The organism is Amycolatopsis sp. WAC 04182, assembly GCF_003947465.1.
Classification (GTDB): domain Bacteria; phylum Actinomycetota; class Actinomycetes; order Mycobacteriales; family Pseudonocardiaceae; genus Amycolatopsis.
In genome coordinates this window covers 118661-143186 of the sequence record NZ_QHJJ01000008.1, presented here as the reverse complement: position 1 = coordinate 143186, position 24526 = coordinate 118661, and the positions used below count along the sequence as shown (strand labels likewise).

The 24526-nt window shown below is 70.1% G+C and carries 17 protein-coding genes; 3 read left to right on the top strand and 14 right to left on the bottom strand.

Going from position 1 to position 24526, the window contains the following annotated elements:
- Position 1: 1 nt before the first annotated feature.
- Genes DMH01_RS35585 through DMH01_RS35545 form a run of 9 tightly spaced genes read right to left on the bottom strand, consistent with a single transcriptional unit; the run spans position 2 to position 8746 of the window.
- A complete protein-coding gene (locus DMH01_RS35585; RefSeq protein WP_125682716.1) occupies positions 2 to 1102 on the bottom strand; it encodes an MCE family protein in 1101 nt (366 codons plus the stop codon).
- Positions 1102 to 2079: an MCE family protein gene (locus DMH01_RS35580; protein WP_125682715.1), complete on the bottom strand. Its 978-nt coding sequence runs from the start codon at positions 2077 to 2079 to the stop codon at positions 1102 to 1104. The genes DMH01_RS35585 and DMH01_RS35580 overlap by 1 nt, the downstream gene beginning before the upstream one ends.
- Entirely contained in the window at positions 2076 to 3080 is a 1005-nt protein-coding gene (locus tag DMH01_RS35575; RefSeq protein WP_125682713.1) for an MCE family protein, read from the bottom strand. Before DMH01_RS35575 ends, DMH01_RS35580 begins: the two co-directional genes overlap by 4 nt.
- Positions 3080 to 4090, bottom strand: coding sequence for an MCE family protein (locus DMH01_RS35570; protein WP_233621790.1), 1011 nt, complete (start codon positions 4088 to 4090; stop codon positions 3080 to 3082). The genes DMH01_RS35575 and DMH01_RS35570 overlap by 1 nt, the downstream gene beginning before the upstream one ends.
- Positions 4087 to 5100 carry an MCE family protein gene (locus DMH01_RS35565; protein WP_125682711.1) on the bottom strand — a complete coding sequence of 338 codons (1014 nt, stop codon included), beginning with the start codon at positions 5098 to 5100 and terminating at the stop codon, positions 4087 to 4089. The genes DMH01_RS35570 and DMH01_RS35565 overlap by 4 nt, the downstream gene beginning before the upstream one ends.
- Positions 5097 to 6320, bottom strand: coding sequence for an MCE family protein (locus DMH01_RS35560; protein ID WP_125682709.1), 1224 nt, complete (start codon positions 6318 to 6320; stop codon positions 5097 to 5099). The genes DMH01_RS35565 and DMH01_RS35560 overlap by 4 nt, the downstream gene beginning before the upstream one ends.
- The gene (locus DMH01_RS35555; protein ID WP_007033208.1) at positions 6317 to 7156 is read right to left on the bottom strand and encodes an ABC transporter permease; all 840 of its coding nucleotides are present in this window, start codon (positions 7154 to 7156) and stop codon (positions 6317 to 6319) included. Before DMH01_RS35555 ends, DMH01_RS35560 begins: the two co-directional genes overlap by 4 nt.
- Positions 7157 to 7160: 4 nt before the next feature.
- Complete coding sequence (locus tag DMH01_RS35550; RefSeq protein WP_034315133.1) at positions 7161 to 7964, bottom strand: ABC transporter permease; 804 nt, start codon at positions 7962 to 7964, stop codon at positions 7161 to 7163.
- Between the two features lie 2 nt (positions 7965 to 7966).
- A complete protein-coding gene (locus DMH01_RS35545; RefSeq protein WP_125682707.1) occupies positions 7967 to 8746 on the bottom strand; it encodes a hypothetical protein in 780 nt (259 codons plus the stop codon).
- A 238-nt stretch (positions 8747 to 8984) separates the two neighbouring features.
- Here DMH01_RS35545 and DMH01_RS35540 point away from each other — a divergent pair, with 238 nt between their 5' ends.
- Both DMH01_RS35540 and DMH01_RS35535 read left to right on the top strand, forming a co-directional pair.
- Positions 8985 to 9929, top strand: a complete 945-nt coding sequence (locus DMH01_RS35540) for an ATP-binding cassette domain-containing protein (RefSeq protein WP_125682705.1) — start codon at positions 8985 to 8987, stop codon at positions 9927 to 9929.
- Positions 9926 to 10780 carry an ABC transporter permease gene (locus DMH01_RS35535; protein WP_125682703.1) on the top strand — a complete coding sequence of 285 codons (855 nt, stop codon included), beginning with the start codon at positions 9926 to 9928 and terminating at the stop codon, positions 10778 to 10780. Before DMH01_RS35540 ends, DMH01_RS35535 begins: the two co-directional genes overlap by 4 nt.
- A gap of 84 nt (positions 10781 to 10864) precedes the next feature.
- On the opposite strand, the gene DMH01_RS35530 is transcribed toward DMH01_RS35535, so the two are convergent.
- Genes DMH01_RS35530 through DMH01_RS35510 form a run of 5 tightly spaced genes read right to left on the bottom strand, consistent with a single transcriptional unit; the run spans position 10865 to position 23423 of the window.
- The gene (locus tag DMH01_RS35530) at positions 10865 to 11995 is read right to left on the bottom strand and encodes a glycosyltransferase (protein WP_125682701.1); all 1131 of its coding nucleotides are present in this window, start codon (positions 11993 to 11995) and stop codon (positions 10865 to 10867) included.
- Positions 11992 to 12777 (bottom strand): alpha/beta fold hydrolase, encoded by a 786-nt coding sequence (locus tag DMH01_RS35525; protein ID WP_034316627.1) that lies wholly within the window; start codon positions 12775 to 12777, stop codon positions 11992 to 11994. The genes DMH01_RS35530 and DMH01_RS35525 overlap by 4 nt, the downstream gene beginning before the upstream one ends.
- A gap of 4 nt (positions 12778 to 12781) precedes the next feature.
- Entirely contained in the window at positions 12782 to 13081 is a 300-nt protein-coding gene (locus tag DMH01_RS35520) for a phosphopantetheine-binding protein (RefSeq protein ID WP_034316630.1), read from the bottom strand.
- Between the two features lie 17 nt (positions 13082 to 13098).
- Positions 13099 to 17121 (bottom strand): beta-ketoacyl synthase N-terminal-like domain-containing protein, encoded by a 4023-nt coding sequence (locus DMH01_RS35515; RefSeq protein ID WP_125682699.1) that lies wholly within the window; start codon positions 17119 to 17121, stop codon positions 13099 to 13101.
- A complete protein-coding gene (locus tag DMH01_RS35510; protein WP_125682697.1) occupies positions 17115 to 23423 on the bottom strand; it encodes a type I polyketide synthase in 6309 nt (2102 codons plus the stop codon). The genes DMH01_RS35515 and DMH01_RS35510 overlap by 7 nt, the downstream gene beginning before the upstream one ends.
- A gap of 302 nt (positions 23424 to 23725) precedes the next feature.
- On the opposite strand from DMH01_RS35510, the gene DMH01_RS35505 reads away from it, so the two are divergent.
- A complete protein-coding gene (locus DMH01_RS35505; RefSeq protein WP_125682695.1) occupies positions 23726 to 24526 on the top strand; it encodes an SDR family oxidoreductase in 801 nt (266 codons plus the stop codon).

Here is a 24526-nt window from a genome sequence, read left to right as displayed (position 1 = left end):
TTCACCTTCCCGGCACGTTCTGCGAGCCGCGCACGTTCGTGGGGTTGCCCTTGGGCAGGGCACAGCGCGCCGCGGTGTTCAGCGGACGCGGCGACGTGTCGAGTCCGTCGCGGTAAGCGGTCCCGTAACCGGTGACGCACGGAGGCGGATCGAAGAACGTCAGCGAGAGGCCGACGCGCGCGCCGTCCGGTCCCATGATCGCGTGCCCCGCGGCGACCGCTTTCGGCGCCGTGACCAGCAGCTGCTCGATGCCGTCCTGACGCGTTTCCAGTACGTCCGCGGTGGTCAGCAGGTTGGCCAGCAGGATGCCGAGACTCGGGCCGCTCTCCCGCAGGAGGGTGCTGACCTCGTTCGCGGCCGCGGGGACGGCCGGGATCAACCGCCGCAGATCGCCGTCGGAGCTCTTCAACGTCGCGGCGAGCAGTTTGGCGTTGGCACCGAATGAGCGGATCGCGTCCGCTTGCGAGACTTGGGTGTCGAGCACGGTCTGCGCGTCGGTCACCAACCTGGTCAACGGGCCGACATGCGCGCTCGCCTCCTGCACGAACTCGATCCCCCGCCCGACGAGCTGGTCCAGCGCCGGGCCTGCGTCGGACGTCGCCTTGTACAACTCGTCGACCACGGTCCGCAGGGCGGGCTTCGGCACCGAATTGGCGAAAGAGTCCACACTGGACAGGACGATGTCCACCGGCAGCGGGATCTTCGTGTCCGCCTCGCTGATCACCGAACCGTCCTGCAGCATGGCGCCGTCGCCGCGCCGGGGCCGCAGATCGACGTACTGCTCGCCGACGGCGGATCGGTTGGCGACCACGGCTTCGGTGTCCGCGGGCACTTCCGGGCCACCTGGCTCGAGTTCGAGGTCGGCCTCCATCCCGGAGGCCGTCAGCCGTAGTTCGCCGACCCGGCCGATCGGCACGCCGCGATAGGTGACTTCGGCGTTGCTGAAGATGCCGCCGCCGGTGGCGAGCCGCACTTTGACGGTGTACCCGCGATCGAGCACCAGCTTGTCCAGGCCCGCGTACGTGGCGCCGACATACGCGACGCCGAGGACCGCGATGGTCACGAAGACCACCAGCTGCACTCGGACGAACTTGGTCAGCATCAGCGGCCACCACTGTTCTTGAAGGTCAGGAACGTGTTCAGGTAGTCCCCGCGGATGGCCTCGAGCGCGGCGTCGGGGAACGGGAAGGTGAAGATCATCTCCATCGCCTTCGGCAGCTTGTCCCCGGAATCGGCCAGTTTCCGCAGCAGTGGTTCGAGCGCCTTGAGGTCGGCGACGAGATCGTCCTTGCTGCGGTTCACCGTGTCGACCGCGACCGAGGTGAGCCCGTCCAGCGACTTGAGCATCCCGACCAGGGCCTGACGCTGCTGGTTCAGCACTTCGATCCCGGGGGTGAGCCCGTTCAGCGTCGCCTTGATCTCCTCGGTGTTCGCGTTCAGCGTCGCCGCGAGCTTGTTGACGCTCTCGATGGCGCGGGTGATCTCGGCCTTGTGCTCGTCCAGTCCGCGCACGAACTTGTCCAAATTGGACAGAAGACTGCGTGCCGCGCTCTCCTTGCCGCCGAGCGCGTCGTTGAGTTCACGGGTGATGTTCTGCACCTGCGCGACTCCACCACCGTTGAGCAGCAGGGACAGCGCGCCGAACACCTCCTCGATCTCCGGGGTCAGCGAAGAACTGGCCAGCGGGATCACCGCGCCGTCGACCAGCCGCCCGCTCGGCGTCCCCTCGGGCGGCGGCGCGAGCTCGACGAACTTCTCGCCGAGGATGCTCGCCTGCCGCAGCCGCGCGACGGAGTTGGCGGGCAGGTTCACGTCCCCGTTGACGAGCAGGCCGACCACCGCGCTGCGGCCGTCCGGCGCCAGCTCGACGGTCCGCACCTGGCCGACCGGGACGTCGTTGACCTTCACCCCGGACTGCGGCACGAGATCCAGCACGTTCGTGAAGCTCGCCGTCACGTGGATCGGGCGCTCGCCCAGCGCGGCCCCGCCAGGCAGCGGGATGTCGTAGACGTCGACACCGCCGCTGCAACCGGTGGCGGCCAGCACTAGGACCAGGACGGCAGCAAGCCGGGTTTTCATTTCGCCCCCGAGAATTCGGTGAGGTTCCCGCGGCCGTCCAGCGTTCCCGCGCCCTGGTTGTACGCGCCGAGCACGTTCGCCAGCGCGTTCGGCGCGGCGTCGAGCGCTTCGCTCAGCGACGCCTTCTGCTGACTGAGCATCTTGGTGATCTCGGCGAGTTTGTCCACATCGGACTTCACCTTGCCCCGGTTGTCCTTGATAAAGCCCTGCACCACGCTGAGCGCTTCGGTGAGTTCGGTCATCGCGCCGGAGAACTGGTCCCGCTGATCGGCCAGGATCTTGCTGAGCGAGGAGATCTGCTGGATCGCCTGTTTCACCTTGTCGTCGTTCGACGCGAGCATCGCGGTGAACTTGCTGATGTTGTCGACCGAGGTGAACAGGTCGTCCTTGGAATCGCTCGCGGTCCTGGCGAACTCGCCGAGGTTCTTGATCGCCTCGCCGAGTTTGCCGCCGTTGCCGTCGAGGTAGGCCGCGGCCTTGGTCAGGACGTCGCTGACCGCGCCGTCCCGGTTGGCGCCCTTCGGCCCCAGCGCGGTCATCAGCTGGTTGAGGCTGCCCAGGAGTTCGTCGACCTCCACCGGGGTGACGGTGCGCTCGGGCGGGATCCGCCCGTCGGCGCCCAGTTCCGGCCCGCCGACATACACCGGGGTGAGCTGCACGTACCGGTCGGCGACCAGGCTCGGCGTGATCACGACGGCGCCGACGTCGGCGGGCAGCTTGACGTCGGGCCGGACCGTCATGGTCACCTCGACGTTCGTGCCGCGCGGTTCGACCTTGGTCACCGAGCCGATCGGGACGCCGAGCACCCGCACCTCGGTGTTCGGGTACACCCCGACGGTCGCGGTGAAGAACCCGGTCAGGACGCGGTCGGCCTGCCTGGTCACCAGCGGCCAGGCCGCCGTCACGAGCAGCCCGGCGACGACGGCGAGCGCGAGCCGCCGCACCCAGGCCCGCCGCCGGGCCTGCCCGCCGAGATCGGCCAGCGTGAAGTGGCGCCCCATCAGCGTCCTCCCTTCCTCGAAGGCATGCAGCTGCCCGGCGTGCCGCCGGTCGGGACGAGCCCGCAGATGTAGGTGTCGATCCAGCGGCCGTTGCCGACCGCGTTGCCGAGCAGGCGGTAGAAGGGCCCGGCCAGCCGCAGGCTCTCGTTGAGCTTGTCCTGGTTCCGCAGCAGCACGGTGGCGACGCGATCGAGCTGGTCGAGCGCCGGGCCGAGCGTCTTCTGGTTGTCCGCCACCAGTCCCTTGAGCTGGATCGACAGGTTCTTCACCCCGCTGAACAGCTTCGCGATGGCGTCCTTGCGCGCGTTCAGCTCCGTGAGGAGCGTGTTGCCGTCGCGGATCAACGCCTCGATCTGCTGAGAGCGGTCCCCGAGCGTCTTCGACACCTTGTTCGTGTTCTCGAACAGCTTCACCAGCTCCTGGTCACGGGAAGCGAGCGTCTTCGACAGCGCGGTGATGCCGTCGAACGCGGTCCGGACCTCCTGCGGGGTGGAGGCGCCGAGCGTTTCCGACAGGGTTCCGAAGGCCTTCGCCAGCTGGTCGGTGTCGATCGCGCCCACCGTGTTCGCGAGATCGTTGAACACCGTGGTGACGTCGTAGGGGGAACTCGTGCGCTGCACCGGGATCGGCTCGTCCGGATCCAGTTCCGCGTTGCCGACCGGGTCGAGGACCAGGTTCTTCTGCCCCAGCAGGGTCTTGATCTTGATCGCGGCGGTCGTGCGGTTGCCGATCCAGGTGTCGTTGACCCGGAACAGGACCTTGACCCGGCCACCGTCCAGCAGGACGTCGGAGACCTCGCCGACCTTGACCCCGGCCACGCGGACCTCGTCGTTGCGTTTGAGACCGGCGGCTTCGGTGAACTCGGCCGCGTACGTGGTCCCGCCGCCGACCAGCGGGAGATCGTCGGAGAAGAAGGTCGCCGAGCCCGCCACCGCCATCAGCAGCGCCGTGACGGCGCCGACGACGATCGGGTTGCGGCTGCGGAACGGTTTGATCCTCGGCGCTTTCACCGGCACCGTCCCTGGGTCAGCGGGATACCGACCGGTGGGCCGCCCGGGGCCGGTGGCGCGTCCGATTTCACCGAACACAGGTAGAAGTTGAACCACGAGCCGTACGAGACCATCGAGCCGATGCGATCCAGCTTCTTCGGCAGGTTCGCCAGGAACTGCTCGAACACCGGGGTGTTGTCGGCGAGGTTCTTCGACAGGTCGCCGAGGGTGTTGATGCTATCCTTCAACGGCGCGCGGCCGTCCTGGAGGAGATCCGCGGTGGCGGTGGTGAGCTCGCCGAGCCCGCCGATCGCCTGACCGATGGGTTTCGCGTCGCCGGCGAGCCCGGAGACCAGCTGCGCGGTGACGTCGACGAGTTTGTCGAACTGGTCGCCCTGGGAGTTGAGCGTGTCGAGCACCGTGTTGAGGTTCCCGACCACCTGGCCGATCACCTCGTCCTTGCCCGCCAGGGTGTTCGTGAGGGACGCGGTGTGTTCGAGCAGGCTGTCGATGGTGCTCCCCTCGCCCTGCAGCACCTGGACGATCTCGAACGACAACTGGTTGACGTCGCTCGGCGAAAGCGCCTGGAACAACGGCTTGAACCCGTTGAACAACGCCGTCAGATCCAATGCGGGCTGTGTCCGTTCCGGCGGGATCAACGCGCCCTCGTCGAGTACCGCCGGCCCGTCCGGGCCGGGATCGATCGAGAGATAGCGCTGGCCGACGAGGTTGCGGTACCTGATGGTGACCGTGGCCCCGGCGGTGAGGCGGCGTTTGTTCTCGACCGAGAACCGCACGTCCGCCAGCCGCCGCTCGACCACGCCGACCGAATCCACCTGGCCGATGCGGACACCGGACATCCGGACCTCGTCGCCGGGGTTGACCGACGTGGCGTCGGTGAACCTGGCGGTGTACCCGACCGTCGTGCCGACCCCGGAATTGGCGATGGTGATGGCCAGGATCCCGGTCGCCACCACGGTGATCACGAAGAAGGCCAGGCCTTTGATCGCCGGCCCCGCGACACCCCTCATCGGACGGTCACCTCCGTACCGCGCAAGGCCGGGCCCACGAGCACGCTGCTCCAGTCCGGGACCTCGGCCGGCTTCATCCCGAGCGACGGCGCCAGCAGCTCGGCGACCAGCCCCCGCTCCCCCTTCGAATTGGCCGGGCCGAGGTCCCCATCGGCGGCGAACGCCACCGCCGCCGAAGTCCCGCCGCCGCCGTAGCAGCGCGGCCCGCCCTTCTGGTCGAACCGCGGATCGTCCCGGCCCGGCACGTACTTGTCGCGCGGATCGTGGACGGACAACGTCACGTGCAGCCCCGGCTCCCCCGTGCCCTTGCCCAACGCCTTCTCCATCACCGGCTTGAGCCGGTTCACCGCGTCGAACAGGCAAGGGAACTCTGGTGAGTAGCGCGAAAGCAGCTCGAGCGTCGGCCTGCTCTTCACGCTGACGCCGATGATGTTGTCCTTGTTCTGCACCAGGAACTTGTTCATGTCGCCGCTCGCGGTGGTGACGCTGGCGTACAACTTGTCGAGGTCCGCGCGAGTGTCCACAATGGTCTTCGCGGTGGTGGAAAGATCCGAGAGCGCCTTGAGGATGTCCGGCGCGGCACCGGTGTACAGGTCCGCCACGTCGGCGAGACCGGTGATGTCGGCCTTGAACTGCGGCATCAGCGGGTTCACCTGGTCGAGCAGGTCGTTGAGCTGGACGATGCTGTCCCCCAAGGACTTTCCGCGGTTGTCGAGCGCGAGCGAGATCGCGCCCAGCGAGCTGTTCAGCTTCTGCGGCTGCACCGCCCGCAACAGGGGCAGCAGATCGCCGAGGACGCGTTCGAGCTCGATCGCGTTGGAAGACCGGTCCTGGCCGATGACGTCGCCGTCGCGCAGCGAGCCTCCCGCGGGCCGGTCCGGGAGCACGAGGTTGACGTAGCGCTCGCCGAACACCGTCTTCGGCAGCAACCGCGCCGAGACGTTGCGCGGCAGCTGATCGATCTTCGCCGGGTCGATGGCGAGATCGATCTCGGCGCCTTCCGAGGTGCCCCGCACCGCCCTGACCTCGCCGAACGGAACGCCGCGGACCTTGACTTCGGCGGGCGGGGCCAGCTGGTTGCCGACCCGGTCGGTCTTGAGCGTGACCACTTCCGCGCGGTCGAAGTCCTTGTTGAAGATGGCGACGGCGAGCCAGCCGAGCAGCACCAGGATGACGAGGAAGACCACCCCCGCCGCCTGTGTCCGTGCGCGCGTGCTCATCCGGACACCTTCACGGTCGTGGTGGCGCCCCAGATCGCCAGGCTGAGGAAGAGATCCAGCACGCTGATCAGCACGATCGACGTCCGCACGGCGCGGCCGACCGCGACCCCGACGCCCGCCGGGCCGCCCGCGGCGCGATAGCCGTAGAAGCAGTGCGTGAGGATCACGCCGACGCTGAAGACGAGCACCTTGCCGAACGACCACAGCACGTCTTCAGGCGGTAAGAACAGCGAGAAGTAGTGGTCGTAGGTCCCGCCGGACTGTCCGAAGAAGACGACCGTCGTCACCCGGGAGCCGAGGTAGGAGATCAGCAGGCCGATCACGTAGAGCGGGATGATCGCGATGAATCCGGCCACGATCCGGGTGGTGACGAGGTACGGCATGCTGCGCACGGCCATCACTTCGAGCGCGTCGATCTCTTCGGAGATCCGCATGGCGCCCAGCTGCGCGGTGAACCCGGCGCCGACCGTCGCGGACAACGCGAGCCCCGCCGAGAGCGGTGCGATCTCACGGGTGTTGAAGTACGCGGTGAGGAAACCGGTCATCGCGGAGATGTTGATCTGGTTCAACGCGCTGAAACCCTGCAGCCCCACCGTGATCCCGGTGAACACGCACAGGCCGACCATCACGCCGACGGTGCCGCCGATCACCGCGAGGGCCCCGCTGCCGAAGGTCACTTCGGCGAGCAGGCGCACCACTTCCCGGAAGTAGCGGGTGACCGCCATCGGGATCGCCGCGAGCGCGCGGATGTAGAACAGCAACTGGTCGCCCAGCTCGAAAAGACTGTTGCCGGGGCGTTTGAACGCCTCGCGGGCCCGTTCGGGGACGCTGGTCACGGGATCAGGTTCCCTTCGCGGGGATGAGCTGCAGGTACAGCGCGGTCAGGATCGTGTTGACGAAGAACAGGAGCAGGAACGTGATCACCACCGACTGGTTGACGACGTCGCCCACGCCTTTGGGGCCGCCCTTGGGGTTCAGGCCCCGGTAGGCGGCGACGACGCCGGCGAGGAAACCGAAGATGAACGCCTTGATCGAGCTGACCACGAGGTCGGGCAGCTGGGCCAGCGCGTTGAAGCTCGCGAGGTACGCGCCCGGCGTCCCGCCCTGCACGATCACGTTGAAGAAGTAGCCGCCGAGCACGCCGACGACGCTGACCAAACCGTTCAGCAGCACCGAAACGCCGATGGCCGCCTGCACACGGGGCACGATCAGGCGGTGGATCGGCGAGACACCGAGCACCTCCATCGCGTCGATCTCCTCGCGGATCGAGCGGGCGCCCAGATCCGCGCAGATCGCCGAACCGCCCGCTCCCGCGATGATCAGCGTGGTCACGATCGGGCTGGCCTGCTGCACCACGGCGAGGACACTCGCGGCGCCGTTGAACTGCTGTGCGCCGATCTGGCTCGTGAGCGAACCCAGTTGCAGCGAGATGACCGCGCCGAACGGGATCGACACGAGGATCGCGGGCGTGATCGAAACGCTGGCGATGAACCAGAACTGCTGGATGAACTCTCGGACCTGCACCGGGCGGCGGAACATCGCGAGGACGACGTCGATCCCCATGGCGCACATGCGGCCGAACTCGCGCAGGCCCGCGGCGGCCTTCTCCGGCGCGCGGGCGAGCAGGGCGACTGGATTGGCCATCGTCAGGCTCCACATCCGTTGGGGGGCGGGCCATCGCCGACGCATCGCAGCCTGAGGTTGGTGACCAGGGTGTTTCCCGGACCGGACACCAGGCCGGTCAGCAACGGGCTCAGATCCTCACGCACCCCGCAGCCGGTGAACCCGGGTGTCGTGAAGGTGCTCGTGACCTTCACCGGCGGGGCGGGGACCGCGAGCGGCACCAAGGCTTTGATGTTCACCGCGACCGACTGCGCGGTCCGGCAGTTCGGGCCGACGTCGAGGACCTTTCCGTCCACTTTGACGTTCGAGAGCTTGATGAACACCTTGTTCGTGACATCGGTGTGCGCGCAGATGTTGGTGCCGACCTCCTTGCAGTCGCCTGTGGCGCCGGTGTCCACGTCGACCACACCGGTCGCGTCGCCGTCCGGGATGAGCGCGACATCGCCGGTGGCGGGCATGAACCGGAAGGACACGAAATAACTCGAAGTCGGCGGGATGGCGAGCTTGCCGGTGATCGGCGAGGTGTCGCTGAAACCGAGGATCTTGCCGTCGAACCGGCCCTGCGGGAAGGTGATGTCCGAACCGAGTTTCGCGACGCGGCTGGTCGTGGGCTGTTGTTCGTCGCCGACGTAGAAACCGAACGTCAATCCGGCTTGCGCGACGGCGGGTTCCTGCGCGAAGGCTTCCGGTGTCTGCTGTGTCCTGGCGGGATCTGCGGAGGCGGAAGCCAAGGAAAGCGCCCCCAGCCCCAGCACCGCCGGGAGCAGGAAGGCGCGCAGAACGCGCCCGGTCAGCACTGACATACGGGCTTCCTCATTTCGACTTGTCCGGCCGAACGGCCAACTGGTGCTGCACGCTACTGACGGAATGCCGGAGGGACAAGTAATGCGTGAATGGCGGGTCAGTGGAGGCAAAAGGTTGTTATGCGCGTAACTGTTTTGCGTTGGGTCTCGTGAGTGGTAATGACGGTTCTAACCGTCCTTGCCACTCACGAGGCCTTAGGCATTGCGGCCGCACCGGAAACCCCGCTACGTTCGGCGAATGGAGCAGGCTGCCATCGAAGTGACCGGCCTCGCCAAGCACTACGGTGAAGTGACGGCCCTCGCCGGCGTCAGTCTCCGGGTCGGCCGCGGCACCGTGCTCGCGGTGCTCGGCCACAACGGCGCGGGCAAGACGACGTTGATCGACATCCTGAGCACGCGCGTCAAACCGGACGGAGGCAGCGCCAAGGTCTGCGGTTTCGACGTCGTGCGCGCCGGCCATCACGTCCGGCGACGGATCGGGGTCACCGGCCAGTTCGCGGCGGTCGACGACGCGCTCTCCGGTCGCGGCAATCTCGAACTCGTCGCCAGGCTTCTGGGCGCGAACCGGCGTCAGGCCAGGGCCCGCGCGGCCGAGCTGCTCGCCATGTTCGGTCTCGACGACGCGGCCGACCGGCCCGCGCGGACGTACTCCGGCGGTATGCGGCGGCGGCTCGACCTGGCCGCCGGGCTCGTCGGCTCCCCCGACGTCCTCTTCCTCGACGAACCGACGACCGGCCTCGACCCACTCAGCCGCGCGGGGCTCTGGGACGGCGTCGAACGGCTCGCCGCACGCGGGACCACCGTCGTGCTCACCACGCAGTACCTCGAGGAGGCGGACAGACTGGCGGACCACGTCATCGTGCTGGGGCTGGGGCACGTCACCGTTTCCGGGCGCCCGTCGGAGCTGAAGGCCCGGCTCGGGGAACGGACCGCGACCTTGACCTTCGGCACCGACCTCGCCGCCCGCCGGGCACTGGCCGCGGTGCACCGGCTCGGCATGAGCTGCACGACGTCGGCCTCCGGGCTGGTGCTCGGTGTCGCGCTGTCCGGGCCCTCCGACATCACGGTGCTGGTGCGCGCGCTCGACGCGGCGGGCGCACCGATGCGGGACCTCACCGTCGCCGAGCCGACGCTCGACGACGTCTACCTTTCCCTGCACCGGAATCCGGCGGTCGTGCCATGACCGAGGCACGGCATCGCGCGCCGTCGCCGCCGGTGCTGGGTGACCCGTCGACCTGGCCGCCGAGCACGTTCGCCACCCAGGTCCGGGTGCTCGCCGCCCGCTCGCTGAAGACCGCGTTCGGTGACCGGCGGCTGGTGTTCTTCGGGCTGCTGCAACCGATCGTGCTCCTCCTGCTGTTCAGCCAGGTGTTCAACGGGGTCAGCACGCTGCCCGGTGTGGCGGCTTACCAGGGCTACGTGAACTTCCTCGTCCCGGCGACGTTGGTCAACATCGCGATGACGACGGCGATGAGTTCGGGAGCCGGCCTGCTCGCGGAGATCTACAGTGGATTCACCGGACGTCTCCGCTGTATGCCCATCAGCCTTTCGGCCGTCCTGGTGGCGCGCACCATCTCGGATTCCGCCCGGCTCGCCGTGCAACTGCTGGTGACCGCGCTCGCCAGCGTGGTCCTGCTGGGTTTCCGGCCGACCGGCGGCGTTTTCGGCGTCACCGCGGCCCTTTTGCTCACGCTCGTCGTCGGTTGGTGCCTGAGCTGGATCTTCGTCGCCATCACGACCTGGCTGCGCAAGGCCGAAACGCTGCAGATGGCGTCGTTCGTGGTCATGTTCCCGCTGATGTTCTCGTCCAGCGCGTACATGCCGCTGGAGACGATGCCGGCGTGGCTGCGGGTGGTCTCGGCGCTCAACCCGCTGACCTACGCGATCGACGCGACCCGCGCGCTCGCCCTCGGACGTCCTTCCGGCTGGTCGGTCCCCATTTCGCTCGCGATCGCCGCCCTGGCGGCCGCGGCAGGCGGATGGATCGCGGCGAGGACGTTCCGGTCGCCGCGAGGCGTCACCCCGGTGGCCTGAACTGCGCACTCGCGTGATTGAAGGCGTAACACGCGTGATTGAAGGCGTATCTGCGAGTTACGCCTTCAATCACGCGAGTTACGCCTAGCGCGACAAGGCTTCCAGGTGGTCCGCGGCCGCCACGACTCCCCCGGCGGCCGCGAACGAGGCCCGTACCCGGGCGGCCGCGGCGGCGTAGGCGGGATCGGTCAGCACTTCGGTGACCGTGTCGCGGATGTCGGGGGCCTTCACCCGGTCGAAGCGCAGCCGCAACCCGGCGCCGGCGGCCTTGACCTGCTGCGCCAGCATCGACTGGTCGTCCCGGATCGGCGCGATCACCAGTGGCAGTCCCGAAGCGAGGGTCTCGCTGACGGTGTTGTGCCCGCCGTGGCAGATCACCGCCGCCGCCTTCCGCACGACTTCCGCCTGCGGGATCCGTTTGACCACGAGCACTTCGTCGCTGAGCAGTTCCCCGGTGGGATCGACGACGAGACCCTGGACCTCCGGCATCCCGGCGAGGGCGTCGACGCATTCGGACAGGAAGCGGCGGCCGAGAGCGGCGTTGGCGGTGCCGAGGGTGGCGAGGACGAGCGGACGGCCGTCGAGCCGGTCCCACGAGAAGCCCACCGGGGGCGCGGGAGCCAGCGCCGGGCCGACGAACCGGACCGCGCCCACGTCGGCGATCGGGCCGGTCAGGGACACGGTGGTGAAGGCCAGGATGAGCTCCGGCGAGAAACGCAGGTCCCCGCAGGACACTTTGTGCCGCGCGCGCAGGCCTTCCTGAAGCTCGTCGACCCAGGCGGCGACCTTCGGCAGGGCGCCCAGCGGGTCCCCGAGTTCGGTCGACGTCGACGCCGACGTCACCCACGGCAGGGCCCGACGGCTCGCCACGAGGGCGCCCGCGAACGCCTGCTGGTCGGCAAGCACGACGTCGGGCCGGAACGCGGCCACCGCCTTCTCGACCCCGGGCACCATCGCGTCCGCGAGCGGGACCAGATACTGCTCCCAAAGGTATTTCAGCGCCGCGAACCCGCGCAGTCCCTCGGGACGGCGCTCGACGGCGAACTCCAGCGCGTCCCCGGCCGCGTACACCCGGCCCGCCCGGGTCAGCTCGGACGTCGTGGGTTCCGGACCGCACCAGGCGACGTCGTGGCCACGCCCCACCAGTTCGGCGGCCACCGCGCGCAACGGCGCCACGTGCCCGGTGAGCGGCGGGACGACCAGCAGGAACTTCATCCGCGTGGCCTCCCGTGCCGCGAGATCCAGTCGATCAGCAGTTCCCGGACTTCCCGGTGCTGCTCGACGAGCACCGAATGGCCCTGGCCCTCGAACACGTGCAGTTCGCCGCGGGGCAGCAAGGACGTCAACGCGGTGAGGTCGTCGGCCTGGTAGCCGTGACTGCCCAAAATGGACAGTACCGGGCAGCCGATCCCCGCCACCTGGTCCATGGTCAGCAGCGGGCCGAGCGGGACCTCCTCGGCCATCGACGTGGACATGATCCGCTCGGCCGCCATCCGCGCCAGCCGCCGGTGATGGGCGCTGTAGTTGGCCTCGATCCAGTCGAAGCTTTCCTCGACCTTCAAGAAGCGCACGGTGTGTTCGAGGATCTGCGCCATCTTGCCCGCCCACAGTTCCGTGGCGGGCTCCGACTCGATGCACACGATGCTGCGCACCCGTTCCGGTTTCGCCACGGCGTAGCTGTAGGCGAGGGTGCCGCCGAAACTGTTGCCCACCAGGTGAACGGGCCGGTCGAGGTCGAGCTGGTCGAGCAGGTCGTCGAGGTCGTCGACGAAGTCCCCGATCGTGTACCCGCGTTCGGGGCGTTCGGTCTTGCCGTGGCCGCGCAGGTCGTAACTGATCACGTCCACCCCGGCGGCGGCGACCGGCGGCGCGAGCGTGAGGTAGAAGCTCGCGAGGCTGTCGGTGCCCATACCGTGCAGGAACACCACGGTCTCCGTGCCCCCGCCGGGCACGAGCTGCACGTTGGTGCGCAGCCCGTTGACGGTCATCGTCGGCATCGCCCTACGCCCGTTCGCCGAGGCGGGCGGCCACGTAGTCGGCGATGTCGCCGACCCGGAGCCCGATCACGTCGTCGAGGTCCTTCTCCGCCAGGAACTCCGCGAGGTTGACGTCCGCGCCGAAGAACTCGGCGAGGATGCTCGCGAAGGTCACCAGGTCGATGCTCTCCAGCTGGAGATCCTCGTGGAAGGTGGTCTGCGGGGTGATCTCGATGCCGAGGACGTCGGTGTCCCCGACCAGTTCCTTCAGCAACTCGGCCACGGTGCCGAAGACCGACGCCGGGCTCTGCTGTTCGATCGTCATGCTCTCGCTCCTTGCTCTTACCCGCGGTTCCAGGCCACCACGTGCCCCGGGATTCCGGCGAATTCCGCCCCGATACCGATCTTCTCGGCGAGCCCGGCCAGCTCGCCTTCCGCCCGGATCGCGATCCTGGGTGGCATCGCGCCCGGTTCGCGGACGAGGGCGACCGCGACCTCTCCCGTCGTCGCGACGGCCACCTCCAGCGGCGGCACCGTCCGGCCGTGGAGCCCGGTCACGCTGGTCCCGTCGGCGCTCACGCGGAGTTCCGCCGGGTACACGCCGTCCAGGCCGAGTTTCGCGCGGACCGCGTCCTTGATCGCGATCCGTTCCAGCAGCCAGCCCCGCTGCCGCCTGGGCGCGCAGGCAGCGAACTCGGCCCGTTCCGCCGTGCCGAGGTAGATGCCGGCGTAGATGTCCCGCGCGGCCGGGCTCGGCCACCGGTCGGTGACCAGCGTCCAGCCGCCGTGGTGGTCTTCGGAAAGCCGGTTCCGGTCCGGGAAGGCGTAGACCCGGTGGGCGGGCCGGTCGCACGGGAACCGGATGTCCCGCCACTGCTCGATCCTGGCCAGCACGGCGCCGTCCAGCACGAGTTCCGCGTCCATCTCCAGCACGTCCGGCCGGGGCAGCCGGACCCGCACCACGCAGCGCAACCGGGTGCCCGGCGCCGGTTCCGGCGCGTACCAGGTGATCCGGCCCATCGACGTCGGGAACGCCAGCAGCGCGTCCGCCTTGGTGGCCATCAGCCAGCAGCCCAGCAGCTGGCCGACGTTGTCCAGCAGCGCGCCGGGCGCCGTCGGCACGACGAGGTCGCCGCGGATATGCCGTTCACCGAGCCCGATGAGCTTGTCGAGCCCTTGGTACGCGGGGCCGTGGAACATCTCGCGGCGGGTGTAGATCTCGGCGGCGCTCAGCGGCGGCGCGGTTTCCGGCCCCGGCGGCGGGGACGGCCGGGGAGTCGTCGGATACCGCTGCGCCAGATGGACGTCCATACTGGCGTGCGGTCCTATTTGGACACTGATCCGGTCACCCTCGCGGGTCATCGAAAGCGGCACGCGGGCGGCCGGGGCGGCGATCAGCCACCGGGAGAACGCCGCGTTGCTCACGCCGGTCGCGACCGTACCCGGCCAGGCCCGTTCCGCTTCCCGGCAGGCCAGGTCGACCAGCGTCGTCGCCGGGACGGTGGGACGGAAGTCGGCTTCGTCGGGCCAGTCCTCGCGCTGACGGAAGAACCGGTGGTCCACCAGGTACGGCATCGTCGCCAGCGACACGTCCACAGTGGACTCGAACGTACGCCGTGCCGCGGCGTTGGCGACACTGGCGGCGGCCTCCCTGGTCTCGGCGAGCAACGCGGTGAACTCCGCGACGATCGCGTCCGGCACGCCGTGGACCAGCTCGGGAACCGTGCCGTCGAACATGCCTTTGACGTCACCCTCGACCGAAAGCAGTGAACCCGCGGTGTCGATCCGGGTGCGGCGCGGCTCCAGCGCCTCAAACGCGGGCCGCCCGCCCTCCACCCAGACCGCGGTGGCGACCCTGCGCAACTGCGCGAGGCCGGGCCTCGTACCGGACGACGCCGGGATGACCAGATGCGGCCGCGAGCCCAGCGTGTCCGACACGAACGAACCGAGCTGACCGGCACCCGCCTGCACGAAGACCCGCGCGCCGTCGGCGTAGAGCGCGTCGACGAGTTCCCGGAACCGGACCTTGCGCACCAGATGCGCCAGGTACAGCTCACGGACCTCCACCGGATCCGCGGGATACGGCCGCGCGGTGGTAGCCGACCAGACCGGGATCCGCGGCGGCTTCAGGTCCAGTTCCGCCGCGAGCCGCGTGAACGGGCCCAGCCGGGACCGCATCAGCGGGGTGTGGAACCCGGACCGGAACGGCAGTGTCCTGGCGACGATGCCGTGCTGCGTGCACAGCTTGGCGAGCCGGGCCGCGGCGGCCGGGTCACCGCAGACGATCGTCTGCCGAGGCGCGTTCTCGTGCGAGATCATCAGCTCCGGTTCGGCCGCGAGCAGCGCCTCGGCCCGCTCCGAGGAGCAGCCGAGGACGAGGAATTCCGCGTCGGGCAGCGTGAACCCCTGCGGCCAGTACCGATCCAACATGTCCTCTGTGGACTGTCCTGGGTACATGCCCGCCGCCTGCATCGCGGTCCATTCGCCGACGCTGTGCCCGGCGAGCAGATCCGGCTTGATGGCGAGCCGCCTCAGCGCGGCGTCGAGAAGCAACCCGACCTGGGACACGCTCGAAGCGCGCGAAAGCACACTCGTCGTCGACCACTCCGGCCGGTCCAGGCCGAAATGCCTGGCGACGTCGGCACAGCGTGGTTCCGCGTCCGCCTCCAGTCCCGGGTAGACGAACGCGGTCTTCGCCCCGGCCTGGTCCAGCAGGGGCGCGGTCGTGCACCAGATGTCGTTGGGGCCGTGCCAGGACCCGCCTTCGGCCGCAACCTTGACGAGTACCCTCCGCGCGACTTCGAGCCGCTTTTCGTCGGGCCGGACGATCCCGATCCGGCACGGACCGTGCCCACCGGATTCCGGCTCCGGGCGGTCGAGCAGGACGCGCAGGTCCCCGGGGGTCGGCGCCGCGAGCAGCAGGACGCGCTCGGGTTCCGCGGTCACCTTGGCCCGGCGCGGCCGCGCGGGCGCCGGGTCCGCCTCCTCCAGCACCACGTGCGCGTTGACGCCGCCGAAACCGAAGGCGTTGACCGCCGCCCGGCGCGGGACATCGCCCGAACTCCAGCGCTCGGCGTTGGTCAAGGTACGGAATCGTGTCTTGTCCAGGAGAGGGCTCGGATCGGCGCAGTTCAGGGTCGGCGGCAGGATCGCGTGGTGCAGGGCGAGCGCCGCCTTGACCAGCCCGGCGGCCCCGGCGGTCGGCATCGTGTGGCCGATCATCGCCTTCACCGCGCCGATCGCGGCGCGGGGACCGTCCGGTGGGCCGAACACCTCGGCGAGGGTGGCCAGTTCGGCCGCGTCCCCGGCAGGTGTCGCGGTTCCGTGTGCCTCCAGCAGGCCGAGCGCGCCGGGCGCGGTGGGATCGAGACCCGCCGACGCCCAGGCACGGCGCAGTGCCAGCGTCTGACCGGCGACGGCCGGGCTGAGCAGGCTCGCGCCCTTCCCGTCGCTCGACGTCCCCGAACCGCGCAACACCGCGTAGACCCGGTCGCCGTCGCGGCGTGCGTCGTAAAACCGCTTCAGCACGACGATCGCGGTGCCTTCGCCGATCAGCAGGCCGTCCGCGTCCCGCGAGAACGGGCTGATCCGCTGGCTCGGCGAGAGGGCGCCGAGCTGGGTGAACATCGACCAGAGGGTGTCGTCGTGGCAGTGGTGCACGCCGCCGGCCAGCACGACGTCGCAGCGGCGCCGGGCGAGTTCGCCGATCGCCTGGTCCACGGCGAGCAGCGAGGACGCGCAGGCGGCGTCCACCGTGTACGCGGGGCCGCCGAGGTCCAGGCGGTTGGCGACCCGCGACGCGGCGAGGTTCGGCACCAGCCCGATCGCGGTGTCCGGCCGGAACTCGCCGAGCGGTTCCAGCAGCGCGTCGCGGAGCCGGTCGAGCATCTCCGGCCGCGCCGACGGCAGCAACTCCCGGACGGCGCCGGTGATCTGGCGGACCGACCGGACCCGCTGGTCGAACCGCTGGAGCCCGGGTGAGAGGTAGCCGCCCCTGCCCAGGATCACGCCCACGCGTTCGAGGTCCCCGAGCCGTCGCAGGCCACCGGCGTCGTCGACCGCGGAAGCCGCCACGGCCAGTGCGACGAGCTGGTCCGGCTCCATCCCGGCGACGCTGCTGGGGGCGATGCCGAGCGCCGTCGCGTCGAAGTCCAGGCTGTCGGCGACGAACCCGCCGCGCCTGCCGTAGGTGCGATCCGGGGTTCGGCCGTCTCCGTCGTGGAAACTCGGATCCCAGCGGTGCGGCGGGATCTCGGTGATCGCGTCGGTGCCCGACTCGATGTTCCGCCAATATTCGTCCACAGTGGACGCGCCGGGAAGGAACACGCCCATCCCGACGATCGCGACCGGCTCCTGGTTCACCACAGCGACGCCGTGTACAGCACCGAGCGGACGTCGGCCGGGCCGTAGGCCAGCTCGCGCAGGAGCGCGGCGGTGCCTTCGTCCGGGTCGATCAGCGCCACCTCGCGGCGCTCGTACTCGCGCGCCAGCTCGGGCGAGACCATGCCCGCGTGGTCGTCCGAGGGCGCCCACGGTCCCCAGTGGACGGTCAGCGCCCGGCAGCCGGTGCGTTCCGCCCACTGCTCGCCGAGGGTTTCGAGGGCGTCGTTCGCCGCCGCGTAGTCGGTCTGCCCCCGGTTTCCCAGCACCGCGGCGATACTGCCGAAAAAGGTCACGAACGCAGGCCGCACACCGAAATGCTCCAGTGCGTCGAGCAACGCCCGCGCACCGTCCACTTTGGTCCCATAGACCGTGCGGAACGACTGCTCGTCCTTGTCGGCCATCAGTTTGTCGTCGATCACCCCGGCCGCGTGGACGACACCGTCGATCCGGCCGTAACGCGTGTGCAGATCCTTGACCACCTGCCGGACGGCCGCGGCGTCGCGCACGTCGAGCGACCGGTAGGCGGCGATACCGCCCGCCGCGCGGATCTGGTCGAGCGTCCGCGCGATCTCACGCTGGGCCAGCACGGTGCGCACCCGCCGTTCGATGTCCGCCAGCGAACCCCCGCGCGCGGCCAGTGCCGAGCGCATCCCCGGCGCGTCACCGGGAAGGTCCTCGTCGCCGGGTTCCGCCGGCCACGGGGTACGGCCCGCCAGTTCGATCCGGCATCCGCTCGCCGCCAGCGCGACCGCCGCCCGCGCGGTGATCCCGCGGGCGCCGCCGATCAGCAACAGCACCGAATCCGCGTCGAGGCCGAGCGCCTTGACCTCTCCCCCGCCGGGACCGGCGCCCGCGTACGCGATCGAACCGAGCGAGCCCGCGGAAGGTTCGAACGCCGCGCGTCCCGCGGTGTCGTACCGAACGGCCACCGGCCCGTCGGCGATCACCTCTTCCAGTACTATCCGCGCGAGGTCCACTGTGGACTCCAGCTCGACCAGCCTGGTCGGCTCGCTCCGCTCCCGCGCCGCCGCCCGGACGAGACCGCGCAGTCCGGCGGTGTGTCCGGTACCCGGCCTCGCCACCACGAGCACCGCACCCTTGGCGCTCTTGAGCAGGCCGAACACCTGCGCCGCGACGGGTTCCTCGGCGTCCGACAACGGATTCAACACGACGACGACGTCGGCCTCGTCCCGCTCCCCCGGCCGCGCACCCGCGTCGGCGAACACCGCGCGGACCGATTCGGCCAGTTCCTCCTGGCCGGGCTCGAAGCTCACCGCGACCGATTTTCCGTTCACCTCGGTGAGGTCGGGCGTGCCGAGCGGCGCGGAAACGCGGTCGAGCAGGTATCGCCCGGGCGCGGTTCCGGCCGGTGTCTCGGCGGGAACCGGGGTCGCGGCGACCGGCGCCGCCGGTTCGAGCCACTTCCGCAGCCGTGCGGCCAGCGCGCTCGCCGTCCGGTCGCGGCTGAGCTGATCCTGGGCGTCGTCGTGCACCCGGCCGGTGAGGCCGAGCTTCGCGAGCAGCGAGCCCGCGATCTCGGTGCGTTTGATCGAGTCGATGGAAAGATCCGCTTCCAGATCGAGATCGGCGTCGATCATCTCGGCCGGATAGCCGGTGCGTTCGCTGATCGCGCCGATCACGGTGGCCAGGACGTCCGTGACCGCGGCCTCCGCGACCGGTTCCGGCTCGGGCACGACGACCGGTGCTTCGACCGGCGGCAGCAACGCGGGCACGGCGGGGACCTGCACCGAGGCCGGGGCGAGCGGCGTGGTGCCGAGGTACCCCAGCATCACGTCCCGTTGCGCCGCCAGCAGTTCGCGGCTGGTGCGGAGGAATTCGACGACGGCCTGGTCACGTCCGGGCGCGGGCTGGTTCATGGTCGTCCTCGGGATGCGTCGGGCGGGCACGAGCCCATGGGCGGGGACCTCGCCGCCGGGCGCGCGGACGGTCTGGCCGTCCACGGTCCAGGCGGGCGCGGGAAGCGGGCCGACACGGACACGGCCGCGGAAAAGCCGTTCGGTGCGCACCTCGACACCGGTGAGGGCCAGGCGCGCGAGCGCGGTGAGGAATCCGCGCAGCCCCGGCCCGCCGGGGTCGCACGCGATCACGGTATGCGGCCGGTCGCCGAGGATGTCCTTGGCCAGCCGGGAAAGCACCTGTCCGGGGCCCGCCTCCACGAACGTGCGCGCGCCCGCCGCGTACATGTCCTCGATCAGTTCGACGAAGCGCACCGGCGAGCCGATCTGCGCCGCGAGCTCGGAACGGACCGCCCCGGCTTCGTACGGGCGGGCGGTGCGGTTCGACCACACCGGCGGCCCCGGCTCGCCGATCTCGGCGTTGTCGAGGTCGACGGCGAACACGTCGCTCGCCCCGGCGACCAGCGGACTGTGGAAGGCGCAGGCGACCGGGATCCGCTTCGCGCCGATTCCCTGTGCCCGCAGTTCGCGGACCGCCTCTTCGATGGCGGCCGTCGGTCCGGAAAGGACGGTCTGCCCCGGCGCGTTGTGATTGGCCAGAACGACTTCCGGATGATCGAGGGCGGCGGCCAGTTCTTCGCTGGACGCTTTCACCGCGGCCATCGCGCCGGGGTCCGTGCCCGCGACTTCGGCGATCGAGCGGGCCCTGGCCCGGCTGAGCGCCACCAAGGTCGGCGTGTCGAACGCGCCCGCGACCGACAGCGCGGTCAGTTCGCCGTAGCTGTGCCCCGCCAGCAGATCCGGCCGGACGCCGAGGTCGGCGAGCAACCGGCAGACGGCCGACTCGACGAGCCCGAGCGCGGGCTGGGCGACCCGCGTGTCCTTGAGCGCTTCGTCCTGTGCGGCCCGGACGTCTTCGGTGAACGCGCGCGGCGGGAACGTCGTCGCGGCGACGTCGGGAGCGAGTCTGAGCACGTCGGCCAGCTCGGGGAAGTGCACGAACAGGTCCGCCAGCATTCCCGTCCGCTGGCTGCCTTGGCCGGGGAACAGGAACGCGACCGCACCGTGTTCGGTGGCCTCCGCGACGAGACCTCCACCGTTCTCGGCGGCCTCGCGCAATTCCGCGACATCACTCGCGATGACCGCGAGCCGCACCGGCTTCGATCCGCCCTGTTCCGCGATGAGGGCGGCGATCTCCCGCAGCGGACGGCCTTCGTTGGCCGCCAGCAGAGCCCGCAGAGTGGCACGGGCGGCGTCGACGTCGGTGCCGCGGAGCAGGACCAGCTCGGCGTCCCAGTCGCGCGGGCCGTGCCGCCGCCCCGGCGGGACTCCCGGGGCGGCGAGCACCGCGTGGAAGTTGGTCCCACCGAACCCGAACGCGCTCACTCCGGCGAACTCGCGTCCGCGCGGAACCGGCATCGGCCGGGCGCCGGTGGAGAAGGTGAAGGGACTGCTCTCGGCATCCCAGGCGGGGTTCGGCCTGCTCAGGTGGAGTGTGGGCGGCACGACCTCGTGCCACAGTGCCAGCGCCGCCTTCATCAGGCCCGCCAGCCCCGCGGCGCATTTCGTGTGCCCGATCTGGCTTTTCACCGAGCCCAGCGCGCACGTGCCCGGTTCGGCACCCGCGGCGAGGAAGAACTCGGTGAGCGTGGTCAGTTCGGTGGCGTCGCCGACGACCGTGCCCGTCCCGTGCGCCTCGACCAGCGAGACGTCCGCCGGGGACACGCCGGCGTCGCTGTACGCGCGGGCGAGGGCTCGTCGCTGCCCCTCGGGACGCGGCGCGGTGAGGCCGAGCGCCTTGCCGTCGCTGGCGGCGCCGACGCCCTTGACCACGGCGTAGACGCGGTCACCGTCGCGTTCGGCGTCGGACCGCCGCTTGAGCACGAGACACGCGACGCCCTCGCCGAGCGCGATCCCGTCCGCCGCCGCGTCGAACGGACGGCACCGGCCGGTCGGCGACAGGGCACCCGCCGAGGTGAACATGAGGTAGTCGTTGACGCCGTTGTGCAGATCGACCGCGCCGCACAGGACCATCGAACTCGTCCCCGCCCGCAGTTCCTTCACCGCGAGGTCCAGCGCGGCCAGCGAGGAGCCACACGCGGCGTCCACGGTGTAGTTGGCGCCGCCGAGGTCGAGCCGGTTGGCGATCCGGCCGGAGATGACGTTGGCGAGCGTGCCGGGGAACGAGTCCTCGGTCAGTTCCGGAAGCTGGGCGAGAAGTTCCTCCGGGACGTCCTCGAGGTAGCTGGGGAGCAGCGCGCGCAGGACTCCTGCGTTCGCCAGGTCTCCCCCGGCTTCCGCGCCGAAGATGACGCTGGTGCGCTCGCGGTCGAAGCCACCTTCGCCGTAACCGGCGTCTTCGAGGGCGCGGCGCGCGGTTTGCAGGGACACGAGCTGGGCCGGGTCGATGCTGCCCATCGATTTGGGCGGGATGCCGTAGGCGAGCGGATCGAAGTCCACCGGAGGCAGGAAACCGCCCCATTTCGACGTCGACTGGTCCGCGTAGACGTCGGTGTCCCAGCGCTGATCCGGCACCTCGGTGACAGCGTCCGCACCGTGCAGGACGTTGGACCAGAAGGCCGGGAGGTCGGGCGCTCCCGGGAACACACAGGCCATCCCGACGATCGCGATGTCACCGTCCACAATGGACTCCTCGGCGGGAGCGCGGGCGGCGAGAAGTTCCGCCGCGCCTTCGGTGACTTCCCGGTGCAGGGCGGCGATGTCGGTACGCCGCTCGCGCAGAACCGTCACCTGGCCCGCCATGTACATCCCCTCGGCGAGCTGGCCGAGGGTGTCGACCTCGACGAGCGCGTCGCCTTCCCGCCGGATGCCCTTGCTCGCGATCCGCAGCCGTCCGGTGTTCAGCTCTTCGAGCCGCTGCCAGGCCTCCTGCGGTGGGACGCCGTCCGCGCGGAGCCCGGCCTTCAACGCGGCGAACTCGTCGGTGTACGGGCTGGGCAGGCAGCGGGTCAGATGTCCGGGCGCGGTCTCCAGGGTGACCGTGGATCCGGCGTCGAGCACCCGGTCCTGGAAGGTCCCGGTGATGGCGCCGTGGGTCACGGCCTCCTCGGTGAACAGGTACGCGGTGCCCATCAGGACACCGATGCCCGAGAGCGGCTCCGCCATCGCCGACACCATCGCGGCGGACCGGGCGTCGTGGATCCCGCCCGCGAATAGGACCTCGACGTCATCGGCGCCGTGTTCGCGCAGGACGTCCAGCTGCTGTTCCCACAGCACGAAGCTCGACCGCGGGCCGATATGCCCACCGCATTCGGCGCCCTCGAAGACGAACCGGCGGATCCCGGCGTCGAGGAACTGCCGGAGGAGGATCGGCGACGGCACGTGGAGGAAGGTCGCGATGCCGTCGGCCTCCAACGTCTTGGCCTGCGCGGGTTTCCCGCCCGCGATCAGCACGCACCGCGGGCGGGCCGCGCGGATCGCCGCGAGCTGTTCGCCGCGCAGGGCCTCCGGGACGAAGCCGAGGATGCCCGCTCCCCAGGGTCGGTTGCCGAGGGCTTCGGCGGTGCGGCCGAGCAGTTCGGTGGTCTTGGGGCCGTTCGCGGTGGCGACCGCGACGAACGGGAAGCCGTCGTTCGCGGCCACGGCGGCGGCGAAACCGGGCTGGTCGCTCACTCGCGTCATCGGGCCCTGCACGACCGGCAGGCGGGTTCCCAACGTGCGGCACAACCGTTCACCCTGGTTCGCGGGGATCGCCGTCGGCACCGCGAGCAACCGCACGACCGAGCGGACAGCGCTTTCGGCGTCCTCGAAGCGATTCGCGAACAGCGCGGTGAGCCCGTCGTCGGCCCTGGCCAGTTCGGTCCGCTCCGCTGCGGGCACGTCGGCCTCCGGGAACAGGCCGAGCCCGTCGAGCACCACGCCCGCGGCGCCGCCCGCGATCGCGGCCACCGCCGTCCTCGGCCCGATGCCCCCGTACGCCCACACCGGGACACCGTCGCCGAACCGCGCCAGCAACCGCTGCAGCAGGACGAACGTGGTGAGGTCCGAGCCGCCCGCTTCGGCTCCCCTCGCCACCAGACCGGAGGCGCCGGCGTCGAGCATCCGGACGGCCTGCTCGACGCCGGTCACCTCGGCCAGCACGGGGAGGCCGGCCCTGCCCCGCCAGACCGCCCCCTCGGCCAGCAGCACGAGCCCCGCGCCGCTTTCCCGCACCTCTTCGTCCCGCACGTGCCGTCCCGCGGGGATCCGGACGCCGAACGGAAAGCCGTAGTCCGATATGGACACAGTGGACCCGATGTCCACGATCCCGAGACCGCCGCCCCTGGCGACGGCGGCCGCCAGCCCCGGATCGGGACGTCCGAGCGGATTGACGCCGAGTACCCGCGTGCGCGCCGTCGCATGACTCACCGGCGGACCTCCTGTTCGGCTGGGCTGGTCGAACCTCGCCGGGTTCGGCGATCTTTCAGCGGGATTCCCAAGAAATAACCTACTTGCCGCAGAGAGCGCAATAGTCTCGTGCGAAAACTCGGAAAACAAGGGAACGCGTGCTAAAGTCCGGCGCCGGAAACAAATATGTCGACACCGACAGAACAGGCCGCTGACCTGCACTTTTATCACGTGCATCGCATATTTCGACAACGCATTGCTCACCGGCGTCACAAAACAGAAGAATTGTTACCGAAAGCAGAATCGATAACCATGGAGCGCATGTGGAAGTAACAGGACGAGTCGTCGTGCTGACCGGCGCGGCACACGGTATCGGCGCCGCCATGGCCAGGCGGTTCGCCGCCGAGGGCGCCGCCGGGGTGGTGGTCTCCGATCTGGATCTGGACGCCGCGAAGGAGGTCGTCGCCGGCATCACCGCCGCGGGCGGCGCCGCGATCGCGCGCCACGCCGACGCGTCGTCCAAAGAGGACTTGAAGATGCTGGTGACCGACGCCCGCTCGGCGTTCGGCGCGGTGGACCTCTTCTGCTCCAACGCCGGCGCCGCGTTCGGGACCGGCGTGCACGCCGCGGACGAACAGTGGACCCGCTCGTGGGCGATCAACGTCATGCAGCACGTGCACGCCGCACAGGTCGCGCTCCCCGCGATGTTGAGCCGCGGCCACGGATACCTGCTGATCACGGCGTCGGGCGCGGGCCTGCTGGGCACCCCGGGCGACGCACCGTATTCGGTGACCAAGCACGCGGCCGTCGGGCTCGCCGAATGGCTGGCCATCACCTACCGTCCGCGCGGGGTACGGGTCAGCGCGCTGTGCCCGCTCGGCGTGCGGACCGCGCTGCTGGAACCCGGGATCGCGGCCGGACACCCCGCCGCGCTCGCGATCGCCGCCGCCGCGCCCCTGCTGGAACCGGAGGACGTCGCGGAGTCGGTCGTGCACGGGCTGGCGTCGGAGGAGTTCCTGATCCTGCCGCACGAATCGGTACGGGAGACCTACGCCCGCAAGGCGGCAGGCCTCGACGAATGGATCGACCGCACCATCCTCGAAACCGGCGCGCGGAAGAGGTGA